Here is a 20,225-nt window from a genome sequence, read left to right on the forward strand (position 1 = left end):
GAAACAATACGCACATTGCAACCCAATTCTATACAGATATACCAATCAATTATTGACAACCGTTAATTAACGGTTTACATTATTCGGCATGATTAAAACTTTTCATCACAAAGGACTTGAGCAATTCTTCCGAGATGGAAGCAAAGCTGGAATACAGCCACACCACGCTAATAAGCTACGCATCATGCTAACCATGCTAGACAATGCGAAAAAACCAACGGATATGAATGCACCAGGATGGCGGTTTCACTCATTAGTTGGCAATCTTACAGGGCATTATTCCGTAACGATTAATGGTAATTGGCGAATGACATTCCGCTTCGATGGCAATGATGCCGAGCTGGTGAATTATCAGGACTATCATTAGGAGATTTGAAATGAGCAGAATGAACAATCCAGCACATCCTGGTGAAGTATTGCGTGAATGGATACCAGAAGGCATGACGATAACGAATGCAGCAAAGGCATTACAAGTGTCCCGCGTCACGCTTTCCAAGGTGTTAAATGGTAATGGTGGCATAACAGCAGGCATGGCATTACGTCTTGCGTCATGGCTGTGCACATCTCCTGAAGTTTGGCTTGGGATGCAAACACAGTGGGATCTGTGGCAAGCCGAGCAACAACCAATTCCAAAGATCAAACCGCTTGACCGAACAGCAACTCTTTAGGCGAATCAAAATAAAAAACACTACGCCTTTATGTGAAGACAAAAAACACAACCTATAAAGATAGCTATATATATAGTTATCTATCTATATTAAAAAACTCTCGCAACGCCTGCTCAACCAGTTCAGTCTCGGTCACACGACACCCGCTTTTTTCAGATCGCTCATAGGATTCCCGTTTAAGCACCTTAATTAATTCTAAAGGCAATCTGAAAATCTTTTGCTCTCGATGAATTTTAGTATCCAATACTCTTTCTTCGGTCACTATTGAGTCACCGTCAACATTCTGTAATTTCCCTGTTTTATCTGCCGCATCAGCCGCACCGCCTTCGAGAAAAGCAGACGGGTCTTTCTTCGACTTAAACTGTTCAGTATTGGGTTTTGCTTTCATACGCGAACCTCCCGAAAGAAAGCCTCAATTTCAGCAATTGCCGCCTGATCCTTACCTAACTCCTGAACAGTCACACCTTCTCCAATAGCACGACGAAAAGCAACTCGCTCACAAACTTTAGTTGGCAACACCGTTAAATTTTGTTCAGCTAGAAATGCAAGCATTTCTGCAGCATCTTTTGTACGTGGGTCAACACGAGTCAGCAACACACGAACATCCAAATCCGGATTGTAATCGCGACTTAACTCAACAACCTCCAATAGATCGGTCATAGCCGCAGCATCAAGATTACTAGCGCCAACTGGCACAATCGCCATTTGCGCTAACAGCAGGGCAGAACGCAAACCAACTGAATCACGACCACCCGCATCAACTACAACGTGTTCATATTTAGTTGCAAGCTGTTTACCTTCCAACAGAATAGCTTTACCAGCCAGGCAAGTTGTCGTCGGACTAGGCCCATGAGATAAATTATCACGCCGCCATGCAGCCCAACTTGCGGCACTTGCTTGCGGGTCGCCATCAATTAACAAAGTCTCACCCGTAAGTGCAAGCATAGTTGCCAGATGCACTGATGTGGTAGTTTTACCAACGCCACCTTTGGTATTTACGACTGCATAAATCATGAATGCTCCTACTAGATATATAGTTATCATTATAGCTATATATCTATAAATTATGAAAGCCCATTGTATAGAATTGCACATTCGGGCATTTCTGCCAGCAAAAACAGCTCACCCGTCACTAAAAACTTCCTAAAAACCACCACCCGTCACTAGAAACCCCTACAGCCGTCACTAGAACCTAGCTTAATGTCTTGAATATTTTCTGTGGCGAGGGGCAGATAGTCAATTCGCAAGATCGGCCTCGATAGCATCAAACAAATCATCATGCGCTACCCAAACAGTATTCGGGTCATCCGCTTGTTTGATGGCGGCATCCAGGCTGCGCTGAATCTCGGCCGCTGCCAATGCCTCTCGCAACACTGCGGCTCGATCTGGTCGGGTTGCACGGCCGATGTCCGCCTGTTCTGGCCGCCAGTTTTTAGTGTCCACAGAAAACTCGCGTACCCCCAGCTCTCTGAGCAACAGGGTGGCGCGCTGCACATTACGAAACTCGCGCAATACCGTGCTTCTGGACTTGGTAAGCACGGCATCCCCACGTCGGGTTTCTGCTTCCACATGAAATGCACCGCCTTGTGCCACTAACGACACTGAGAGTATTCCCCCTGTTTCCAGGGTAGTGCGGAATGCGTCTAAGTCTAACTTGTGCATAATGCGTCCTTAATAACAGTAATGTATTTATTATTTTATACAGTTATGGAACACATACAATAGTAATCTGCGCATCCTGCTTAACATAACACCTCTTGTGGGCAATCATGATAAGACAGATAAAGATATTTTCATTCAGCATTGACAATTCATACACATTAATTATAATGCGAGTCATTCTCATTTACTTTCAAGTTCCCGTTAACGATATTTAGGTGTAGTGCTTTATGATGATGTTTCAATCGCAATATAAACAGATGGCAATGCTAATTTGTTTGACTGGTTGCCTGTCAACAAATGTATATGCTGCACCACCTCCAATGATGATGCCGGCCATGGATGATGATACCCCAGCCAATTCAGCAGGATTTTTTGGATTTCTGGATGGTATTAATCGTAGTAGTGCGTTGCTGGGCGATATGTGGGGTATTAGAAAGAACCTCAGCAGGCATGGCATTTCTTTGGGTGTGCAGGAAACGAGTGAGTATTTAGGTAACCTGACGGGTGGTTCGCAAAAGGGATTTGAGTATGATGGGCTTACTCAGGTAGTAGCGCAACTCGATACGCGGCGCTCATTTGGGCATTATGGCGGGTTGTTCAATATTAGCCTGTTGAACATCCACGGTAAAAATCTTAGTGCTGATAATTTACAGACCCTGCAAACTGCCAGCGGCATAGAATCGACTGCAACCACACGCTTGTGGGAAGCATGGTACGACCAGAAATTTCTTGACGAAGATCGACTCGATGTCAAGGTTGGTCAGATAAGTATTGATCAGGAATTTATGGTGAGCAGTAATGCACTTTATTTTGTGAACACCATGTTTGGCTGGCCTGCGTTGCCGTCTTATGACATGCCTGGCGGGGGTAATGCTTATCCGCTGTCGGCATTGGGTGCGCGTATCAGTGCACGTCCAGTTGATGGGGTGACCGTATTGGCTGGCGCATTTAATGGTACGCCGCTGGATCATAATGGGAATAATTTGCACGGTACGAGCTTTCCCTGGAGTGGTGGCAAGCTATATATCGCAGAAATGCAATTTTCTTATCCTGCTTTAGGCAGCATGGTGGAACCTGGGCAAACGCAACCGTTGGGATGGACTTATCGATTAGGTGCCTGGTATAACTCCAGAGATGATTTTGCTGCTGTTTCTGGGGCTGATGTACAGTACAAGGGAAACTATGCAGTTTATGCTGTGGCGGATAAGCTGGTATGGCGTGATGCTGCAGATCCTAATCGTACGGTAGCCTTATTTGGACGAGTGATGGGGACGCCATTAACAGACAGAAATCTGGTCGATTTCAGTATGAATGCAGGTATGGTTTTTCATAGTCCTTTCCGTAATCGCGCTGCCGACACTTTTGGGATAGGTACGGGTTATGCCCATGTCAGCAATCAGGCCCCACAACAGGTGTTGCAAGAGTTGGATTCCATACCACGTGGCGAGGCGTTTGCTGAATTAACTTATCAATATCAGTTAAAACCATGGATACAGATACAACCTGATATTCAGTATGTAGTGAATCCTGGGGCTGGTGTCATAGTGCCTGATAGCACAACGCGTATTAAAAATGAGTTAGTTGCTGGTGTACGCACAAATATTTCTTTCTGATTTTCGATTGGACATTAATTATATGAATACTATTTTTACTTCATTGCTGAATCAATCATCCAGATCCATCAAGGCTGGCTGTTGCAGCTTTGCACTCGTGTTTGGCATGAGTACCGTATATAGCACAGCGGCAATGGCTGATGAACCCAAGGGGTTGCTGGAAACCATGCATAAGCATAAATTTCTGACTTCAACTATGCCAGACAATGGTGATGTTAACCCTTATGCAGTTATTGTTGCCCCTACGTCAGTTGGGTCGATTGAGCAGGGGGATGTATTAGTTGATAATTTCAATAACATTTCAAATCTTCAGGGTACAGGCACAACGATAGTTCGCTATCGCCCAAGCACTAAGGAAACCAAGCTGTTTGCCCAGGTTCCGCAAAAGCTGAAGGAGTGTCCAGGTGGCGTAGGTCTGACTACCGCAATGACCATGCTCAAAAGCGGCTGGGTAATTGTTGGTAGTGCGCCTAGTACTGATGGCACAACACGGACTAAGGGCGATGGTTGTCTGCTGGTATTCGATGCGAATGGTCAGCATGTGGCCACATGGACTAGCCCCACTATCAATGGTCCGTGGGGGAATATGGCCACGATAGACCGAGGCGATAGTGCCACGCTGTTTATTAGCATGGCGGGATTCGGGCTGCAAAGTCCTGATGTTATCGATCCGAAAACAGGCTATCCAGTAATGGGTAATCAGGCAACGGTGCTGCGTCTGGATATGACCATCCCTGCGGGCAAACCACCCGTGTTGCAAAGTCAAACAGTGATAGGCAATGGTTTTTCAGCCAGATCAGATTTGGCTAATTTCCTGCTCGGCCCTACAGGACTGGCACTGGGAACGGATGACACGCTCTATGTAACAGATGGTTTGGACAACGAAATTACAGCTATTCCTAACGCCAGTACACGCACAATCAGCGCAGGTAAAGGCACGCTGGTGACGAAAGATGGTTTACTTGCCTGGCCACTGGCTATGGTGATGACTGCGCAGGGGCATCTAATTGTGGCCAACGGTAAAAATGGTCAGGCAGTAGAGATTGATCCAGTGGCAGGGAAACAAATTTATGCGCATTGGCTGAATGCTGACCAGGCGCAATCCCCACCAGGAAACGGCAATTTGTTCGGGATTACATTGGCTGCAGATGGTAAGAGTTTCTATTATGTAGAAGATGATATTAATGCTTTAAGGATAGCGATGCCATGACTAAGATTATTGACAAAATTCATAACGTGAATCGGCGTAACTTTCTAGCGCGAGCTACACTGGCGGCAGCTGCGATACCCTTTGCTAAAGACACTTTGGCAGCGACTGTATCTAAAACAGTACACACGGAAGCTTCATGCCCAGATACCGAGTCATTCTGGGGTAAACACCAGAGTGGAATTGCAACGCCTATTCAGCGTAGCACCTATTTTATTGCTTTTGATATGGTATCGGAGAAACGGGAAGATTTGATCAAGCTGTTACGCTTATGGACAGATGCGGCAGCAAAGATGAGCAGTGGTCCAGCGCATTTTGATCCTAAGGCTGATCTCAATCAGCCAAGTCGGGAGTCTGGTGCAACGGTTGGTTTAGCTGCATCGCGTTTGACCATCACATTTGGTTTCGGTCCCAGCCTCTTCGATAAAAAAGGTGTGGACAGATTTGGCCTGGCAAAACAACAGCCTGAAGCCTTGGTGGATTTACCACATTTTGCAGGTGATCAACTGGTTCCTGAGCACACTGGAGGTGACTTGTCCGTGCAGGCGTGTGCGGACGATCCACAAGTCGTTGAATATGCGGTGCGCAAGCTTGCAAAATTGGCAGCAGGTATTGCAGAAATGCGTTGGGCACAAATGGGGTTCACTGGTGGATATAAGCCTAGTGAAACGCCACGTAATCAGATGGGCTTTAAGGACGGCACCATTAATATTGACACCAAAGATGCTACTGCCATGAATAAATTTGTCTGGGTGGGTGCAGAAGGACCTTCCTGGTTGCGAGACGGTAGTTATATGGTGATCAGACCTATACGTATTTCCCTCGATCATTGGGATGATATGAAAACCTCGTTTCAGGAAGAGACTGTTGGTCGCCAAAAAATAACAGGTGCACCAATAGGTAAAGCACATGAATTTGATAAGCTGGATTTGACTACAGCCGACAAATACGGCAATACCATCACCGCTGAAAATTCTCATGCAGCTATGTCTGCTCCTGAAAATAATGACGGGGCTGAAATATTGCGCAGGGCATTTTCTTATGACAACGGTATTACCAAAATCGCAGAGCGCTGGCCGCCTTGGCGTCAAGTGGTGACATTTGATGCTGGGCTCTTGTTCCAATGTTATCAGCGGGATCCGAGAACAGGTTTCATTAAATTATTTAAGAAAATGTCACAAATTGACATGCTGAATCAGTTCACAACTCATGTAGGTGGCGGATTATTTGCCTGCCCGCCTGGAGTGAAGCCAGGGGAATTCATTGGGCAGGGAATGTTCGGTTAGCGGCATGTCGGATTTTTGCGATGATACTGATTGAGCGTGAAGCCTTCCTCACCTCTTACCAGGGCAAACTTGCTTAAGAAAATAAAGAAGGTGTCATTGCAAGTAGATTTGTTTAAACTTGGGATTTTTATCTCATCAGGAGCGGGGAAACATGGCAATTATTGAAACAGTATCACCTGAAAGTGCGACAGGTGAGATTGCTGATATTTATGAGCAAACCAAGCAACGTATTGGATACATCCCCAATTCACATGTGCTGTACAGTGCCAATCCGTTGGTGTTAAGGCAGCAAGCAGAATACATCCAGAGCATCATGCAGCACAAGACACTGAGCCCAGCCTTGATGGCGTCAATTCGCGTACTGGTATCCCAATCAACTCAGTGCGCGTACTGCGTTGATCGGAATACGCATATGCTTGTGAATTACTTTGGCTGGACGATTGATCAAGTCGCTGCGACCAAGGAAAACTACATGAACAGCCCACTTTCTGACAAAGAAAAAGCTTTGCTGGGTTTGGTAATTCAATCTGTTAAAGACTCGCACAGCGTCAGCGCAAAGGATATTGAATCAATGCATGGGCTTGGCTGGACAGACGGCGACATTTTTGATGCGATTCATCACGGTGCTAGAATGGTTGCGGCAGATATTGTCATCAACGCTTTTAAAGTGGAGATGGACTGAAACGGACATGTGTGACATGTCAAAAATGAACATAAGGTTGTAGGCGACACACTCGCCACTGAACTCTGTTGCAAATAATTCGCTTGCCACATCATCATTGATTATGTGCAACAAAACCGTTTCTTAGATTCACACAACAATACCAGTATCACAAGGGACTGAATATGCATAAAGCGTCAGGTGCGATGTCGATATCGCCAGGCCTTGTAACAGTACCATAATCCACACGCGCCATCGAAAAATAACCATGGTTTTCTAGCCGCTGGAATACAGGATAGTGCAGATACGGTCGCATATCGAAGTGCCGTTGCTAACCATTATTGAAAGTTAGTCATAACCCGAAATCGGAAGCCACTTGGGGTCGCTGTAGAAAACGGAATTTAAAGTACGTTAAGCCGTCCCAGAAGCTGGAATCCAGCGGTACAGGGGGTGCGTTTAAACAAACGACAGAAAACTCTCATAGGATTTTATTAACCTCTCCCCCCATCGATGTTTTCGACCTCTATTTAGGGTGGAGTCAAACCCATCGAATCGACCATCCGCTCATCCGAAAAATCGAATTCCCCATGCAGGTTGAAATGTGCCCACGTAGCAGCCGATCCATTACGAATGGCTTCGATTAGCAACGCCCTGCGCGCCTCGTTTTTCTCCTCGGCAAGTATCCGCGAAAGATAGAGATAGTTCCAGCATACAATGGCATTTTTGATCAACCGTCGGCAGGCTTCGGCAATTTCCTGGTCTTCCTTTTCGCCCTGGATAAACTCGTGGCTGTGACCAAAAGAAACAGCTTTGGAGAACTTGTTCGAGCCCTCTCCTTTGTTGAGTTGTTTTTCGATAGACTGCCTGAATGGTAGATCGTCACAGTACTTTAAAATGAAAACCGTCTTTGGGGCTTTCCCAAACTCTTTTATGGCCTGATACAGCGGATGCTGCCTGGAATAGGAGTTCAATCGCTTGAAGAGCTGGGAAGCCGTGGTTATTTTCAGTTGGATGGTCGCGATAAAGCGCAGCATCTCATCCCATTGACCCTCTATCATATCCCCATGGACATAATGGCCAGGCAGCAATACGTGTCCTTGATCCTTGTAATGCTGGCGATTCTTGAAGGCGTAGAGCCGCTGGCGGCCGATGCCCTTGATGCGCGGCGCGAACCCAAAATGCAGAAGATGTGTTGCTGCAAAGATGACTTCCGAGAACCCATGCGTGTCAGTCGAATGGATATCGCTCTGGATCACGTCGTTGTGCATCAGCCCATCGATAACGTAGGCAGCTTCCCGTTCGGCGGAGCTGATTACCGTGGAATGCCACATGAAGTCGCGCATATCAACAAATGTAAGCACGCTAACTCCCTTGTCCTTACCCAAGTATTTGAACGAGTAATTGGCATTCAATGAATCCACAGCCACTTCGACTTTCTGTCCGTCACTGGATGTGTGCAAAACATCAGAATCTTGTCGGTAGATGTTCGGCAGATTCATCTGGTCCATAAACCGCAGAATGCGTTCATTGGCATTCTGTATGTTTTGGAGCGAGAAATACCAGTTGACCACATTATCCAACTCACCCTCGTCGATCTGCCTGGATATCTGCGCCAGTTTGCGATGGCCAATGTCACAGCCAAAACCGATAACCCCAGCCAGAAAAAGCTTTTTGGCTGGTTTGGCGCGCTGGAACTTGACCTGCCAATGCTCAAATTCGTCGAGGAAATTTGTGGCATGATCCACTGTCGCCAGCATTTCCAGCATGGAGATATACTTCCGATCTGGAAAGAAAGTTCCCAATGACACGCTTTCGACTTCTTCCTGCTTGGGCGTGCTGACATGGAAAGACCCGTTGGCACGAACGGTCAGATATGGATTTTTGCCAGACGTTAAATTATCGTTGGTTTCCTGGTAACAAGCATCGAGAGTCTGATTCAGCGCTCTCAATGTGGCCTTGCAGTCGGCGAATTCGTCGAGCTGTGCCCGGTGCAGATATTCATCCCTGTTGGCATCCCAATCCGCTTTGGGGATCAGGTATTCGTCGAGCGCGCGATATTTTTCCGAGTGGATGAGATTCAACGCGCCTGACTTGATCGCATCGGCAATGCTGACATACAGCAGCACCTTGTACAGAGATGGGCGAAATTTTCCATCTTGGGTGATCAGTGCCGCCCACAGCTTCGGCAGACTGCAGTTTGGTGCGAATTGTACTTGACGTACGATGTCGGCAACGCGGTGTTGCAGTTTGAGGGAGTACGCCTCCATCAAGGCGAAATAATCCTGACCATGCTGAAGTTTCGTCGCATTTTCCTTGAATTCGTCGACTTGCAAATCGACACGGGCTGTGACATTTTCTGTATTCACGACGGCACCAATCAAGGCAACCTTCTGACTGTCGCTCAATTGCGCATTGGCCACGATATGTTGGATTGATGATATTGTTTCACGGACGCTCCGACGTAGATGTTCGGCCAGTGCGGAGAGGGACTGGGAACGCTGTTCGCGTTCTTGGAAGTAGGCTTCTTTCTCGGCCTTTTCCACGCCATTGACGGCAGCCTGCACGGCGCTCAATAACGTATCGATCAGCGTGTCGTTCAGTTTGAAGGTCTGGTACACAACAAAGGCAATGAGGTGCAGCAAACGGTCATCAGCGGCGCGGCGTGAAACTTGGGGAATCTGGGCCTTGATCACCGAGTAGGCGTAGTATCGGATACACTCGTAACTCAAGTCCAAGCACTGTACCGCTGGTTTCAGGTCGAGATAGAGCGATTGCAGGGTGCCTAGATCGGCCAGATTAGCTCTGATTTTTAACGGCCTGGTGGATTGGAAAGGTCGCTTCAGCAGCGTGATGCGATAGCGCCAACCCTCAATCGTTCCGTTATCGGTCTCCTTTTCCAGCAATGCGTCAAGCGAAGCACGCTGTTCTTCGCTGATGTTGGTGGCGACGATATCGCTGAGCATACGTCGGTGCCAGTTGATGGCAGTGACGATCAGGTCAGCCAGCACATTGTAGCTGGGGATCTCGATTTTCTTGCGGATCAGGATTTGAATGGTTTCCAGCAGAACCAGTTTAGGTCGAAATTGAACGTGCACAAGAGCCGTGATTTCGTTGGCGATGAAAGCCGTCGCTGCTGCGTCGAACGGGACGCAGCCAAAGTGACCCAGGATCACGCGCTGATGACGGGCATACGTATCTTTGTTGTAGGTCTTTGTGTGAACTTCGGCAGGATTTTCGCCAAGCTGTTGTGCAACGTACTCGATGTCCGCTTGGTGAAATTGCCAGGCAAAGAATTTGCGCCGCGCCTTGAAATAACCCGCTGTTACCAGAAAGCAAACTTTATTGGTGGGGGTGCGCAGCCCAACCGCGCCAAACATTAAGGGCAAGGAGAAGAACTGCTTACGCTCCTCGCTGTTGAACACGGGTGGAGACTCGAATGCCTCCTCCTCCAGGGTATTGAAGATTTTCATTCTTGCCATAAGGAAACTTTCAAAATTGGGTGGTAAATACTGCGGGTAAAAGCATACTAGAAACGAACGTTTATAGTATGCTTTAAATTAGATATAAATCATTGATATTTGCATTAATATGACTATATAATAAGTGCGTATTTCTGGTTTTCATCGAAAGGCGTAAAAATGGAGGCGAAGATAGCAGCACAAACGACAGGAAAAACGATCGCTTACCTTCGCGTTTCGACGCTCGACCAGGATATTGAGAAGAACAAAGCGGATATCCTCCACTTTGCTAATGATCGAAATTTTGGCAAGGTGCATTTTGTTGAGGAGGTCGCTTCTGGGCGAAAACCTTGGCGGGAACGTAAGATTGCAGAGGTGCTGGAGGAACTGCAGGACGGAGATGCCATTATTGTGGCTGAACTTTCGCGCCTTGGCCGCAGCATGCTGGAGTGTATGGAGATATTGGCGCTCGCTATGCGCAAGAGCATCTGCGTCTATGCGGTGAAGGGCAACTGGCGGCTGGACAATAGTATTCAGAGCAAAATCATTGCTCTGGCATTCTCGATGGCGGCGGAAATCGAGCGCGACCTTATTTCGCAGCGAACCAAGGAAGCGCTACGGTTCAAGAAGGAACAAGGGGTTATCCTCGGTCGGCCCAAAGGACCTGGCAAGAGCAAGCTGGACGCCTTTAGACCTGAAATTGAAAGTTTGTTGGCGAATGGATCATCCCAGAAGTTTATCGCGCAGCGTTACCACACGACGGGGGCGAATCTCCATAACTGGATCAAGAAGCACTCGCTGAAGACGGTCAAAAGCCATGCCGTTGAGTGAGATGGACATAAGATTGGTTCATTTTAGAGCACTTGCATGTCCTGCCTTAGATAGGAAATCCTATGAGAGTTTTCTGTCGTTTGTTTAAACGCACCCGATAGTTGACGATGAATTTCAAATGGTGGCCTTTTGAAGGCGGACTTATATCGAGCTGTGTCAGCTGGTAATGATGCGGGAGCGCGGTATGGTGGTTGATCATACGACCACATATTGATAGGTCAAGTATTTGAATAATCAAATTGAGTCTGATCACGATCAGCGCAAGCAATTGATTAAAGCTACACTTTGGTTTATCGCTTATGCCACAATCAAGGGTTGAGAGGTGCTGCATATGATCAAAAATGGTCAGATGGCGATGTGGTACCATACCCAAAGTTTAATGGGAGAAGTTCGATTTATCGAGCGTCAATTTCTGATTTTTATAGCCTTAAAAATTGTAGGTAAGGGGCTTCATGCGCAATCAAATTATTTGCAACCGAGCCAGTTTGGCACCATCGAAAAGTGCTTGGCGTTCGAGGCGTATTGGGCGCGGATCGCCGCCCGCGCTTGCTGCTGTACCCCATGACCGTGCCTAAGCCAACCGCCGATGCCATTACGCGCACCATCGCCGCGATCTGGCGCATCGAATCGGCCAAGGTTGTGGCGCACGTAGCGCGCATCACCCATGACCTCGGTTTGGCCGAGGACTGTTCGCAGGACGCGCTGGTTGCCGCGCTGGAACACTGGCCGGAACTCGGCATCCCCGAGCGGCCTGGCGCCTGGCTGATGACCACCGCCAAGCGTCGCGCGCTCGACCATCTGCGACACCGTAAGCTTGCCGCACCGCGCCATGATGCGCTCGGCCACGAGACCGATCTGCAGTATGCCATCGCAGCGCAGGAGTTCAGCGAGATGATCGACACGCGGCTGGACGACGACATCTGCGACGAGCTACTACGGCTGATTTTCACCGCTTGCCATCCGCTGCTTGCGTCCGAGTCGCGCAGCGCGCTCACCCTGCGTGCGATAGGCGGCATGTCTACCGCCGAAATCGCTCGCGCCTACCTCAAGCCCGAAGCAACCATCGCACAACGCATCGTGCGCGCCAAGCGCACCTTGGCGGAAGCGCGCGTGCCCTTTGAGGTTCCGCGTGGCGAGGAACTACAGGCGCGACTAGCCTCGGTACTGGAAGTGCTGTACCTGATGTTCAACGAAGGTTATTGCGCTAGTTCTGGGCCGCACTGGACGCGCCCTGCATTGTGCGAGGAGGCACTGCGCCTGGGCCGCGTGTTGGTCGGTCTGATGCCACAGCAGGCAGAGGTGCAAGGCCTGCTGGCACTTATGGAATTACAGGCCTCGCGCTTGGTTGCGCGATTGGACGCGCAGGGCCAGCCCATCCTGCTCGCCGCACAGGACCGCAGCCGCTGGGACGCTCTGCTGATCCGCCGCGGCTTGGACGCACTGGCTCGCGCAGAAGCGCTGCCAAGCCCGGTCGGGCCCTACGTGCTACAAGCAGCGATTGCGGCATGCCACGCCCGCGCCGCCAGCGTGGACGCAACCGACTGGCCACACATCGTCGCGCTGTACGACGCGCTGCTGCAGATCGCGCCTACTCCCGTAGTGGCGCTGAATCACTCAGTGGCGGTGGGGATGGCCTTCGGCCCCGCTGCAGGGCTGGAACAGGTGAACGCCCTGCAGAACGAACCTGCGCTGGCGCAATACCACCTGCTGCCGGCGGTGCGCGGTGATCTGCTCACCAGACTCGGACGGAACGACGAAGCGCGCGCAGAGTTCGAACGCGCCGCGAAGCTGGCTGGCAATGCGCACGAGCGTGCATTGATGCAAAAGCGAGCCGCGCAGTCGAGCACTCGACCGGCATCAACTGTGCCATGAAGCGACGTGCCGTGAAAACCAATTGTCGATTCCGCACCTCATCGCACGTCGTACGTTTGAAGGCCCGGATCCGCCGAGCCACCACCAGGAGACCCACATGCGTTACATGATCCTTGTCAAATCCATTCCCACCTTTGAGGCGCAGCCCGACACCGGCTTCCAGCCCGACCCCGCCGTGTTCACCGCCATGACTACCTATCACGAAGAACTTGCCCGCGCCGGCGTGCTGCTCGACGCCAACGGCCTCAAGCCGACTCGCAGCGGCTGGCGTGTGCGCTATGAGGGCGAACGCCGCAGCATTATCGACGGCCCGTTCACCGAGTCCAAGGAACTGATCGCCGGCTACACTTTAATCCAGGTGAACTCGCGCGAGGAGGCGCTGGAGTGGGCGCGACGTTTTCCCAATCCGGTGGGCGCTGGGCAACCGGCCGAGATCGAGGTACGCGAGTTGTTCGAGATGGACGATTTCGCGCCGTCCGATGAGCTGGAGCGCTTTCGCGCCATCGATGCCGCGATATAATTACGCCACTGCTGTCGATCCGCCCCCTGCCGGATCGTCGTAATGACAGGACTCACATTTCGTGCGCCCACCAACCAGGAGAACTTAATGAACAAAGTCAACGCCATCCCCGAAGGCATGCACAGCCTCACCCCGCATCTGGTCTGCCGTGACGCCGCAGCCGCTATCGATTTCTACGGACGCGCATTCGGCGCCATCGAGCAGTTCCGTTTACCCATGCCTGATGGCAAAATCATGCACGCCTGCGTGCAGATCGGCGACTCTAAACTCTTCTTGTTCGACGAAATGCCCGAACATGGTGCGTTCGGTCCGCAGGATCTAAAGAGCACGCCGGTAACCATTCACCTTCAGGTGCAGGATGCCGACGCTGTGTTCGCCCGCGCCGTTGCTGCTGGTGCCACCATGACCATGCCGCTGGCTGAGATGTTCTGGGGAGACCGATACGGTAGAGTGCGCGACCCTTTCGGTCACCACTGGTCCATCGCCACGCATACGCGTGATTTGAGCCCGGAGCAGATCCGCGACGCAGCGGCCACCTCAATGGGCAGTTGCCCTCAAGAATCGGCGCACTGATCCGCCGCACAGAACCCAACTAGGAGAAGTCACCATGCGCTATGTGCTGTTGATCCACGAACCGCGCGAACTGCGCGAGACCCGCAACGAGGTTGAGGGCCGCGTGCTCTACGCCGAGATGGTGGCCTTCGGCGAGGGGCTGGGCGAGCAACTCGTCGCCAGCCATTCGCTGCGTCCCGACCGCCACGGCGTGCGGGTGCAGGCACAGCCCAGCAAGCCCCTGCTGCGCGACGGCCCGTTCACCGAAACCAAGGAAATGCTCGGTGGTTTTTACCTTATTGACTGCGCCGACATGGATGAAGCACTCGCCATCGCGAAGCGCTGCCCCGCTACGCGCTTCGGTATCGTGGAAGTGCGCGCATGTGCGCCGTGCTATGAGGGGTAGTGTGCGCATAGGGGACGTTTGACGAAAGGGAAATTAAAGTACACTAAGCTGGAATGTGTGCGCTTAGACCTATAGCCAGATGAAACACTGTCATTAAATTGCTAAATTGCTAAATTGAGTTTATTTTGACGTGTTTCTGAACCTTGCCTGACGCCAAGTATGAGTATGTCTCATTCTGCCAAAGTAATTACAGGCGATGTGAACTGATGGAATTTTCGGTGGTTCTTGCGCAGCATCACTGCTTTTACCTACTGAGCAAACACGCAATATTGAGATGGCAAAATATGGTGCGATTATAAGGAGGGGCCAAACACGGGTGGGTCTTGCAGGCTATTTATCAACAGTTGAGTCAAAGAGAAAATCATGCGAAAAATCGTTTCATTTGCACATGTGTCACTGGATGGTTTTGTTGCCTCCACCACCGAGGGTATGCATAGCCTCGGCTGGATTACGATGAGCGAAGAGTTGTTTAGCTATGCGGAGCAACGGATCTTGCAGACCGACACCGCGTTATACGGGCGCGTCACCTACCAGATGATGGAGTCGTACTGGCCAACAGCTGCCGAACAGCCCAACGCTAGCCCGCATGATCATGTGCATTCGCGCTGGTATAAAACCGCTCACAAAATTGTGTTATCGAAAACCCTGTTGGAAAAAGATCATCCCAATACCAAAATCATCAGTAGCAATTTAAGCGATGAAATATGCAAGCTCAAGCACGGTGCTGGCAGCGAGATTTTAGTGTTCGGCAGCCCCTGTGCCACTCACGCGCTGATGGCGGAAAACCTCATCGACGAGTATTGGCTATTCATCAATCCGATTCTGCTGTGGCAGGGTATTCCCTTATTCAAAAACATTAATGACAAGACCGCACTCACGCTGGTGAAAAGTAAAATTTTTGCGTCGGGCGTGGTGTGCCTCCACTACGAGGTACAACGAAATCAAAGCTGATCCAAGCTGGATACGATAGTTCTTCAAATTCCTTGAGACCGCGACGTAGCGAACCTTCGTCCGACGAACCGGTTGCGATTCTCGATGGCTGTTCGGAAACGTAAACTTTAGGAACGATAGATGTCAAGCTAGTTGTCGCCTAAACGGATAATTCTCAGGCGGCTATTTTCAGTTTTTCATCATCATCCTTTTGATGGTCAGGGTTTAAATGAACGACGGTCACAGGCTGCCAGTTGCGCGCTGCACCAGACCATCGTTCTGGGTGGTTTTGTTTTGCTGCTGCATATACCGCCACGCGGTTCTGTAGCAATGCCGTATCCAAGCCTGCATGGCGTTGCGCAGGGGTCACGAAGCCAATGGCACTGTGGCGATGCTCATGGTTGTACCACTGTACAAATGCAGCTACCCATAGTCTGGCGGTCAGCAGGGTTGCGAATGGGCTGCGCGGGTAGGGGTCGTCGCAGAATTCGGAAAAAATCGTACGCTAACGATACACAGTGCATTGATTTTTAATTAATTTGTTTCACGCAAAAATGGTTGATTTGCGAGAAAAGCATGGCGAGCATAACTCATTGTATTTAAATAGCATAAAAAACGTTAGCGTACGATTTTTTTCGAATTCTGCGACGACCCCAACAAGGTTCCTTAACAGGGTTTTACGTTCCATTGCTCCCTAAACCCCACTTTCATTGCTCGACAAACAAATAAGTTGGAAACGTTTGCCCTGCCAAGTCCACACTAAACTTTGCAATCGTCTGACCCTGTTCGTTTGGTTCACCCGCAAATGGGAATCGCAAATTCTGTCGATATGGCGACTGCGCTTGCCAATATGAGAACCCTTGATCCAACCAAATTTTTGTCAGATGACGGTCATCTGTCTCAATTTCCAAAAAACGGGCATGCATCGCGTCACGCTTATCCATGCTGTGCAAGACGCTGTCCATACCGCAATAGTCAAATGCAGCACTGATAGCCGAGGTGCGATCTGGTACATTGGGCCAATTGTGGTACACGTACATGGGCCGATTAAAGCCGCCTCTTTCTTCTTGGAATGGTGCAACCACCAACTCGACTGACCGAACAGACCAACGGTCTTTGTAAGCCATTTTTAGCGCTGAAATAAAATCAAGAAGTAGCGCGGCGGGAAGGGGTGCGTTCAAATAGCGGTCATGGTAGGCAATACGAATTATGTCCCCTTGGCCTCCGATAAGCTTGGCTCCAAGGTCATCCTCTAACTTCGCCAACAACCGCCGTCCAAATCCATCGGACACACCATCGAGTTCACTTCTAATTTCAAACCGATGAACTTTCCCCTTCATTTCTGCAGGTGCATTTGCAACTATTGAAACTTGTTCGTAAGCGTCCAGCCCAGCCACTCCAATCCCTTCACTACTTATGGTAGTTCATTTTTAAACGGCAGCAATTCATCAATCTGGCTATTAGGCCAGACCGGTAATTTTTCCAACGTATCTTTGAGCCATGCATAGGGTTCCAAGCCATTGAGCTTGGCGGTAGCCAACAAACTCTGAATCGCTGCAGCGCGTTTGCCTGCACGTTCTGAGCCTGCGAACAGCCAATTCTTTTTGCCGATGGCAATGGGTCGTATCGCATTTTCGACTGGGTTGTTATCAATAGGCAAGATGCCGCTGTCCGCATAGCGTATCAGTGCTGGCCAACGCTTGATGCTGTAATCCAACGCGCGGGCTGTGCCGCTGCCATCGGCCACTTTGACGCGAGTCTGGATTAACCAGTCATGCAGTTCGCCCAATAACGGTTTTGCCTGAGTCTGGCGCAACTGCAAACGACCTGCCGCATCCAGCTTGTCCGCAGCCTGCTCAATGGCATAGAGTGCCGCGATACGCTGCAGCGCAGCCGCTGCAATTGGACTTTGGTTGGCCGCATGCAAATCAAAGAACTTCCGACGTGCATGTGCGAAGCATGCCAGCTCAGTGATGCCTTGGGTAAATAACGCTTTATAACCAGCGTAATCGTCAACCATCAAGTGTCCTTGCCAACCTGCCAGAAAGTGCCGCGCATGCAATCCCTGTCGCCCTGGCTGATAGTCAAACACCACGATAGGCGGTGCGGATGAAGGGGATGCCAAATCACCCGTGCGGTAAGCCCACAGATAAGCTTTCTTGGTTTTGCCCGCCCCGGGGTCTAATTGTGGCACTGGCGTTTCATCCGCATGCAATACACTGCGTGCCAGCAGTAATTCAGTGAGCCTGTCGACCAACGGTTGCAACGCTACCCCCACACGTCCGACCCACTCCGCCAAGGTGGAACGCGCCAGGGTCACCTGGCTGCGCTGGGCAATGTGTTCTATACGGTAGAGCGGTAAATGATCAACGAATTTACTGATCATCACCCACGCCAGCAAACCTGATGTCGCCACGCCGCCGTCGATGACGGCAGCTGGAATGGGGGCGGCAGCAACGGTTTCGCAGTGGCGACAAGCATACTGTGGACGGATGTGTTGATGCACGGTGAACTGGGCAGGTTCGACATCCAGTTGTTCGCTGATGTCTTCACCGATTTTGATTAACGCACCACCACACGCACCGCACTGGCAAGATGCAGGCTCATGGCGATGAATGATGCGGGGCAGATGGTCAGGCAGTGGCTGACGACCTGCGCGTGGACGCGCAGGCTTGGGGATAGCGGTTGTCGCATCTTCGGTATTAGGTGTATCTGGCTGCCCGATTTGGGCTTCAATGGCCGTGATGTCGGCTGCCCAGCACTCATCAAACAACGCACGCTGCTCAGGCGAGAGCTGCTCGCTCTTGTTGGCGAAGCGGATGCGGCGGTAATAGGCAAGTTCCAGTACCAAAGCCTGGTTCTTGAGTTCGGCGTGCTGGATTTGCTTAGTCAGCGTGAGGATTTGTGCGGTGTTTTGCTGGAGTAATACTGTGTTTTGTTGAATGAGTTCAGCATCCTGTTTAACCTGCGCCAACAGCTTATCCACATACGCCGCCAAGGCGGGATCGGGGATAAATTGGGCAAGTTGTTGGGCTGAATCCATGCTTGAATTATACCATTTCACCCCGCCTGAAACCAGCAATAATGCGGGTTTCAGGCATGTTTTTACTGAATCATGAGTGGCTACACCTGCCAGTGGGCAGGGGCTGGGGCACTGAGTCTTTGCCAGTCGATACCTGTGATCAGCCAGTCCCACTGTGTGGGGGTTAAAGGATGGGTGATGGCAGCGATGTCTGGCCAGGTGAAGTGACCACGATGCAGTCGGCGTTGGCACAACCAGACCCCTGTGCCATCCCAGACCAGGAGCTTGACCCGCGTTTGGCGACGATTACGGAAGGCGTAGGCGGCGCCGTCGCAGGGACTGCGACCCAGGCGGTGCTGGATGCGCTGGGAAAGGCCATCTATGCCGATGCGCATGTCCACGGGTTCGATGACTAGCCAGACCTGGGTGGCGATGGGGCTGATGGGATGGGCAGATATCATGGCAGTTGCCGCAACAAGTCAATTAGCCAGGGCGTGCTAGCAATGGGAAGCTCTACCCGCCAGCCAGTGGGGCTGTGGAGCTGGAGCGTGCCCGTGACAGGCGCAGGTTGAACACTGACGGGGATGAGGGTTAGCGGTGGCTGGCGCGTGAGATTGGGCGCTGTTGTCAGCTGGCTGCGCCAGCGATAAAAGGTCTTGGCACATAAGCCGTGCTGGGTGCAATAAGCTGTGACGGTCAGTTTGGTTTGTTGCCAAGCGGTAAGGTGCGTTTGCCAAAAATCAGGCGTGTGTCGAGTAGCCATCTAGCGTGCCTTTCATAAAAAAGCAGCTAGATTGCATGAGTTTGGCGGGCAATGACAGGTGGATGGGCTGGACGCTTACGATCAATAAGCCTGATCTCTGCCGAACCATTGGATAACAATGAAATTGGTCGTTCGATTTTTAGGTCAGCGGTGCGCATTTTTCGCTTCCCTTGCCCCAATGCCAGCGACACGTCATACCGTTTAGGTGCCAGTGGATTGCGATCAAAAATACGCAGGCGCGCACCGGTTAGATGGCGAAGTGCAATTTCATCTCCTTCGCGTAATGGCTTTTCTTTGGCATCGAAAAACCTACCACCCGCACTGGGGAAAGGTAGCTTTAATTGCAATTCCTGCGAGCAGCGTTGCCAACGCATGGCAAGGCTTACTGACTCAGGTGGAACATCGCCGCCCTGTAGAAACAGTTTTACACCACGCCCGGCCTGCTCAACCTTCCAATGAAGTCCAGGTTGATCCGCAATTGAAACGTCCGAACAGCCCCAACCATCCAGATGAATATGTCCTTCGCTTGCCGATGTTCCGGATGAGAAATCTGTACGCGCTGAGCTGTCCAGCACCACGAAACGGAAGCGAGCCAGCCGCTCTCCATCCCGTACCAAATAGACATCATGCGGGCCATGTGCGTTTGTTGCATCTTCAAATCGGTTGTTCGTTCCCGCCGCAAACCAGTGCAGTTCTGCTGCTGGTACGCGGCTACGCTCACCTTCAGACGGATAGCGAAAAAGCTTCGGAACTCCGATAAACACTGGCTGTGGA

At 50.6% G+C, this 20,225-nt stretch carries 23 protein-coding genes; 13 read left to right on the forward strand and 10 right to left on the reverse strand.

The features are described from left to right. Positions 1-88: 88 nt before the first annotated feature. Together SFSGTM_RS15415 and SFSGTM_RS15420 are read left to right on the forward strand one after the other, a co-directional pair. Entirely contained in the window at positions 89-367 is a 279-nt protein-coding gene (locus SFSGTM_RS15415) for a type II toxin-antitoxin system RelE/ParE family toxin (protein ID WP_162085931.1), read from the forward strand. Between the two features lie 10 nt (positions 368-377). Next, a complete protein-coding gene (locus SFSGTM_RS15420) occupies positions 378-668 on the forward strand; it encodes a HigA family addiction module antitoxin (protein ID WP_162085932.1) in 291 nt (96 codons plus the stop codon). Between the two features lie 76 nt (positions 669-744). Here SFSGTM_RS15420 and SFSGTM_RS15425 read toward each other — a convergent pair whose 3' ends face one another. From SFSGTM_RS15425 to SFSGTM_RS15435, 3 genes are all read right to left on the reverse strand, one after another. Continuing rightward, on the reverse strand, positions 745-1,056 hold the full coding sequence (locus SFSGTM_RS15425) for a hypothetical protein (protein ID WP_162085933.1): 312 nt from the start codon (positions 1,054-1,056) through the stop codon (positions 745-747). Continuing rightward, a complete protein-coding gene (locus tag SFSGTM_RS15430; protein ID WP_162085934.1) occupies positions 1,053-1,682 on the reverse strand; it encodes a nucleotide-binding protein in 630 nt (209 codons plus the stop codon). Before SFSGTM_RS15430 ends, SFSGTM_RS15425 begins: the two co-directional genes overlap by 4 nt. Before the next feature lie 222 nt (positions 1,683-1,904). Beyond that, positions 1,905-2,330 carry a hypothetical protein gene (locus SFSGTM_RS15435; protein ID WP_162085935.1) on the reverse strand — a complete coding sequence of 142 codons (426 nt, stop codon included), beginning with the start codon at positions 2,328-2,330 and terminating at the stop codon, positions 1,905-1,907. A 335-nt stretch (positions 2,331-2,665) separates the two neighbouring features. Here SFSGTM_RS15435 and SFSGTM_RS15440 point away from each other — a divergent pair, with 335 nt between their 5' ends. From SFSGTM_RS15440 to SFSGTM_RS15455, 4 genes are all read left to right on the forward strand, one after another. After that, a complete protein-coding gene (locus tag SFSGTM_RS15440; RefSeq protein WP_162085936.1) occupies positions 2,666-3,943 on the forward strand; it encodes a carbohydrate porin in 1,278 nt (425 codons plus the stop codon). A 22-nt stretch (positions 3,944-3,965) separates the two neighbouring features. Beyond that, positions 3,966-5,153, forward strand: coding sequence for an NHL repeat-containing protein (locus tag SFSGTM_RS15445; RefSeq protein WP_198420574.1), 1,188 nt, complete (start codon positions 3,966-3,968; stop codon positions 5,151-5,153). Further along, a complete protein-coding gene (locus tag SFSGTM_RS15450) occupies positions 5,150-6,436 on the forward strand; it encodes a Dyp-type peroxidase (RefSeq protein ID WP_198420575.1) in 1,287 nt (428 codons plus the stop codon). Before SFSGTM_RS15445 ends, SFSGTM_RS15450 begins: the two co-directional genes overlap by 4 nt. 151 nt (positions 6,437-6,587) lie before the next feature. Continuing rightward, the gene (locus SFSGTM_RS15455) at positions 6,588-7,118 is read left to right on the forward strand and encodes a carboxymuconolactone decarboxylase family protein (protein WP_162085937.1); all 531 of its coding nucleotides are present in this window, start codon (positions 6,588-6,590) and stop codon (positions 7,116-7,118) included. A gap of 506 nt (positions 7,119-7,624) precedes the next feature. On the opposite strand, the gene SFSGTM_RS15465 is transcribed toward SFSGTM_RS15455, so the two are convergent. Continuing rightward, positions 7,625-10,576: a Tn3 family transposase gene (locus SFSGTM_RS15465; protein ID WP_162085939.1), complete on the reverse strand. Its 2,952-nt coding sequence runs from the start codon at positions 10,574-10,576 to the stop codon at positions 7,625-7,627. A 159-nt stretch (positions 10,577-10,735) separates the two neighbouring features. On the opposite strand from SFSGTM_RS15465, the gene SFSGTM_RS15470 reads away from it, so the two are divergent. From SFSGTM_RS15470 to SFSGTM_RS15500, 7 genes are all read left to right on the forward strand, one after another. Continuing rightward, the gene (locus tag SFSGTM_RS15470) at positions 10,736-11,386 is read left to right on the forward strand and encodes a recombinase family protein (protein ID WP_162085940.1); all 651 of its coding nucleotides are present in this window, start codon (positions 10,736-10,738) and stop codon (positions 11,384-11,386) included. A gap of 331 nt (positions 11,387-11,717) precedes the next feature. Next, positions 11,718-11,951, forward strand: a complete 234-nt coding sequence (locus tag SFSGTM_RS15475; RefSeq protein ID WP_162085941.1) for a hypothetical protein — start codon at positions 11,718-11,720, stop codon at positions 11,949-11,951. Beyond that, complete coding sequence (locus tag SFSGTM_RS15480; RefSeq protein WP_162085942.1) at positions 11,948-13,258, forward strand: RNA polymerase sigma factor; 1,311 nt, start codon at positions 11,948-11,950, stop codon at positions 13,256-13,258. Before SFSGTM_RS15475 ends, SFSGTM_RS15480 begins: the two co-directional genes overlap by 4 nt. A 97-nt stretch (positions 13,259-13,355) precedes the next feature. Further along, on the forward strand, positions 13,356-13,778 hold the full coding sequence (locus tag SFSGTM_RS15485; RefSeq protein WP_162085943.1) for a YciI family protein: 423 nt from the start codon (positions 13,356-13,358) through the stop codon (positions 13,776-13,778). A gap of 87 nt (positions 13,779-13,865) precedes the next feature. Then, a complete protein-coding gene (locus SFSGTM_RS15490) occupies positions 13,866-14,351 on the forward strand; it encodes a VOC family protein (RefSeq protein WP_162085944.1) in 486 nt (161 codons plus the stop codon). 34 nt (positions 14,352-14,385) lie between these two features. Continuing rightward, a complete protein-coding gene (locus SFSGTM_RS15495) occupies positions 14,386-14,736 on the forward strand; it encodes a YciI family protein (RefSeq protein ID WP_162085945.1) in 351 nt (116 codons plus the stop codon). A gap of 363 nt (positions 14,737-15,099) precedes the next feature. Continuing rightward, the gene (locus tag SFSGTM_RS15500; RefSeq protein WP_162085946.1) at positions 15,100-15,687 is read left to right on the forward strand and encodes a dihydrofolate reductase family protein; all 588 of its coding nucleotides are present in this window, start codon (positions 15,100-15,102) and stop codon (positions 15,685-15,687) included. Positions 15,688-15,841: 154 nt separating this feature from the next. Here SFSGTM_RS15500 and SFSGTM_RS15505 read toward each other — a convergent pair whose 3' ends face one another. From SFSGTM_RS15505 to SFSGTM_RS15530, 6 genes are all read right to left on the reverse strand, one after another. After that, positions 15,842-16,165 (reverse strand): integrase core domain-containing protein, encoded by a 324-nt coding sequence (locus tag SFSGTM_RS15505; protein ID WP_162086377.1) that lies wholly within the window; start codon positions 16,163-16,165, stop codon positions 15,842-15,844. 208 nt (positions 16,166-16,373) lie between these two features. Further along, positions 16,374-17,063: a hypothetical protein gene (locus tag SFSGTM_RS15510; protein WP_162085947.1), complete on the reverse strand. Its 690-nt coding sequence runs from the start codon at positions 17,061-17,063 to the stop codon at positions 16,374-16,376. A gap of 17 nt (positions 17,064-17,080) precedes the next feature. Then, complete coding sequence (tnpC, locus tag SFSGTM_RS15515) at positions 17,081-18,709, reverse strand: IS66 family transposase (protein ID WP_162084465.1); 1,629 nt, start codon at positions 18,707-18,709, stop codon at positions 17,081-17,083. Positions 18,710-18,789: 80 nt separating this feature from the next. Then, entirely contained in the window at positions 18,790-19,149 is a 360-nt protein-coding gene (tnpB, locus tag SFSGTM_RS15520; protein ID WP_162083704.1) for an IS66 family insertion sequence element accessory protein TnpB, read from the reverse strand. Continuing rightward, positions 19,146-19,451, reverse strand: a complete 306-nt coding sequence (tnpA, locus tag SFSGTM_RS15525; protein ID WP_162083703.1) for an IS66 family insertion sequence element accessory protein TnpA — start codon at positions 19,449-19,451, stop codon at positions 19,146-19,148. Before tnpA ends, tnpB begins: the two co-directional genes overlap by 4 nt. Positions 19,452-19,477: 26 nt before the next feature. Continuing rightward, a complete protein-coding gene (locus SFSGTM_RS15530; RefSeq protein ID WP_162085948.1) occupies positions 19,478-20,215 on the reverse strand; it encodes a hypothetical protein in 738 nt (245 codons plus the stop codon). Between the last annotated feature and the right edge of the window lie 10 nt (positions 20,216-20,225).

The sequence above is a fragment of the Sulfuriferula nivalis genome, assembly GCF_009937995.1.
In the GTDB taxonomy this organism is placed as follows: Bacteria; Pseudomonadota; Gammaproteobacteria; order Burkholderiales; family Sulfuriferulaceae; genus Sulfuriferula; species Sulfuriferula nivalis.

What these genes read in the sequence shown, in the direction of transcription:
- SFSGTM_RS15415 (WP_162085931.1), top strand. Translation starts at nt 89, where the DNA reads ATGATTAAAACTTTTCATCACAAAGGACTTGAGCAATTCTTCCGAGAT.
- SFSGTM_RS15420 (WP_162085932.1), top strand. Translation starts at nt 378, where the DNA reads ATGAGCAGAATGAACAATCCAGCACATCCTGGTGAAGTATTGCGTGAA.
- SFSGTM_RS15425 (WP_162085933.1), bottom strand. Translation starts at nt 1,056, where the DNA reads ATGAAAGCAAAACCCAATACTGAACAGTTTAAGTCGAAGAAAGACCCG.
- SFSGTM_RS15430 (WP_162085934.1), bottom strand. Translation starts at nt 1,682, where the DNA reads ATGATTTATGCAGTCGTAAATACCAAAGGTGGCGTTGGTAAAACTACC.
- SFSGTM_RS15435 (WP_162085935.1), bottom strand. Translation starts at nt 2,330, where the DNA reads ATGCACAAGTTAGACTTAGACGCATTCCGCACTACCCTGGAAACAGGG.
- SFSGTM_RS15440 (WP_162085936.1), top strand. Translation starts at nt 2,666, where the DNA reads ATGGATGATGATACCCCAGCCAATTCAGCAGGATTTTTTGGATTTCTG.
- SFSGTM_RS15445 (WP_198420574.1), top strand. Translation starts at nt 3,966, where the DNA reads ATGAATACTATTTTTACTTCATTGCTGAATCAATCATCCAGATCCATC.
- SFSGTM_RS15450 (WP_198420575.1), top strand. Translation starts at nt 5,150, where the DNA reads ATGACTAAGATTATTGACAAAATTCATAACGTGAATCGGCGTAACTTT.
- SFSGTM_RS15455 (WP_162085937.1), top strand. Translation starts at nt 6,588, where the DNA reads ATGGCAATTATTGAAACAGTATCACCTGAAAGTGCGACAGGTGAGATT.
- SFSGTM_RS15465 (WP_162085939.1), bottom strand. Translation starts at nt 10,576, where the DNA reads ATGGCAAGAATGAAAATCTTCAATACCCTGGAGGAGGAGGCATTCGAG.
- SFSGTM_RS15470 (WP_162085940.1), top strand. Translation starts at nt 10,736, where the DNA reads ATGGAGGCGAAGATAGCAGCACAAACGACAGGAAAAACGATCGCTTAC.
- SFSGTM_RS15475 (WP_162085941.1), top strand. Translation starts at nt 11,718, where the DNA reads ATGATCAAAAATGGTCAGATGGCGATGTGGTACCATACCCAAAGTTTA.
- SFSGTM_RS15480 (WP_162085942.1), top strand. Translation starts at nt 11,948, where the DNA reads ATGACCGTGCCTAAGCCAACCGCCGATGCCATTACGCGCACCATCGCC.
- SFSGTM_RS15485 (WP_162085943.1), top strand. Translation starts at nt 13,356, where the DNA reads ATGCGTTACATGATCCTTGTCAAATCCATTCCCACCTTTGAGGCGCAG.
- SFSGTM_RS15490 (WP_162085944.1), top strand. Translation starts at nt 13,866, where the DNA reads ATGAACAAAGTCAACGCCATCCCCGAAGGCATGCACAGCCTCACCCCG.
- SFSGTM_RS15495 (WP_162085945.1), top strand. Translation starts at nt 14,386, where the DNA reads ATGCGCTATGTGCTGTTGATCCACGAACCGCGCGAACTGCGCGAGACC.
- SFSGTM_RS15500 (WP_162085946.1), top strand. Translation starts at nt 15,100, where the DNA reads ATGCGAAAAATCGTTTCATTTGCACATGTGTCACTGGATGGTTTTGTT.
- tnpC (WP_162084465.1), bottom strand. Translation starts at nt 18,709, where the DNA reads ATGGATTCAGCCCAACAACTTGCCCAATTTATCCCCGATCCCGCCTTG.
- tnpB (WP_162083704.1), bottom strand. Translation starts at nt 19,149, where the DNA reads ATGATATCTGCCCATCCCATCAGCCCCATCGCCACCCAGGTCTGGCTA.
- tnpA (WP_162083703.1), bottom strand. Translation starts at nt 19,451, where the DNA reads ATGGCTACTCGACACACGCCTGATTTTTGGCAAACGCACCTTACCGCT.